Genomic DNA, 1493 nt, shown 5'->3' on the forward strand with positions numbered 1-1493 from the left:
TGACGGCAAAGCGGCTTCGCGTTGCTTCAAAGTGTCCGCCCAGAATATCCTGTTCAGTGACCTTGGGATTGGAAAGAGTGCATACAAGCAGCGTCAAACATCTCCGACAACGTTCGAAGATTCTTGTTTTCGATACCACCAGCAGTCGGTTCACTTCCGGAAGTCACTGCGTTGCAAAGTGTCACAGGCACAGTCCAGTTCGGGACGATGACGTTCCTGCTCAAGCGCACGGCGCAGCGCGCGCACGCCTAGCTCCATGTATGCGGGACGCCCTGCAACATTTGGATCGATGAGCCGTATTGACACACCTTCGATCGCGCTTGTGCAGTCGCCCGACGAATGAATGGTGGCGCGGCGTATCGGGTGTATTCGGAGAGTGTCCGGTCGCTAGCCCTTGCGGCAGCAACCCCGCTCCGCGCTGTGCGAACAGCTAATCGACGGACTGGTGGAAAATCTCTTGTATCGACAGAAATCGCTGGCTGGCCACTTCCACTCCTCCTCGGGCAGCAATATTCGGATAGACTACGCAGCGTCAAGCGGCGTTGCGCCGGTGGCTCGGCGCCGCAAAGCGCGCCTCGCTGGATTTCAGTATCCCTGAGCCAGCGGGCGATATCAGTCAACGACGGCAGACTTGATGTACGCGCCCAGGCGGTGATGTAGGTAGACGCCCACATGCGCATTGCCAACCGGTCACATACCTAGCGAACGCTATGGAACCCCGGCTTGCCAATCTGTTCGGGAAATTGCACTACTTTCTTGAAGCGCGCAATGTCGAATCCCATGGCGTCGAGCCTCGTTAGTACGGCTTGGTAGGTTTCCTCACGCATTTCCGGATGGCGCGCCAGAATCCACGCGAAATTCTTGTCCGGCGTTGCGCGCACCGTGTACTCGTAGTCTGGATCTAGGTACACCGTGAGGACGACGAACTCGAACGGCCACACCGGACGAATTTTCCACACCGAGTTGCGTGCACCGTGTTCGGGCCTGGCGATGAACACGCTGCCCGTCTCGGGTTGATCGAAGCCATGTTTGCGACCCAACACAGCATCCTCAATACGTCCATCCTCGCGCAGGGTCCACGTGGCGCAGCTTCCGACATAGTCACGCTCGTCCACCACCGGGATGTTCGATATCACGTACCAGCGGCCCATGTAGCGGGACAGATCGACGGACACCGGCTCGAGCGCTTTGTCTGCATGAGGGTTCCGGTTGACGGGCGCAAAGGTACATCCGGCAGCGACCGCAACGAAAAGGATAATGAGAACACGTCGGGCGAATTGGTTCATACCGTCCTCGACAGGGGCTCCTGTGTTCCAGTCGCATCATGCTGCCGCCGACGCGACGTCGTCCGCTTGACGTGGATCAAGCGATCGATCTAAGGCAATGCTGAAAAAGGTCAACGCATCAGGGTGGCAGGCCGTTTATATTGAATGAGACAAAAGACCCTAGCGATGGCAGCAGATCAAGGCGCCGGCTTCGAGCAGTATCGTCGG

1 protein-coding gene is annotated in these 1493 nt (G+C 57.9%); it reads right to left on the reverse strand.

Features of this window, described 5'->3' with window-relative positions:
- Nucleotides 1–698 precede the first annotated feature (698 nt).
- Entirely contained in the window at nucleotides 699–1286 is a 588-nt protein-coding gene (locus AWB65_RS34850) for a lipocalin family protein (protein ID WP_087671260.1), read from the reverse strand.
- Nucleotides 1287–1493 lie beyond the last annotated feature (207 nt).

This window comes from Caballeronia humi (assembly GCF_001544475.1).
GTDB classification, from domain to species: domain Bacteria; phylum Pseudomonadota; class Gammaproteobacteria; order Burkholderiales; family Burkholderiaceae; genus Caballeronia; species Caballeronia humi.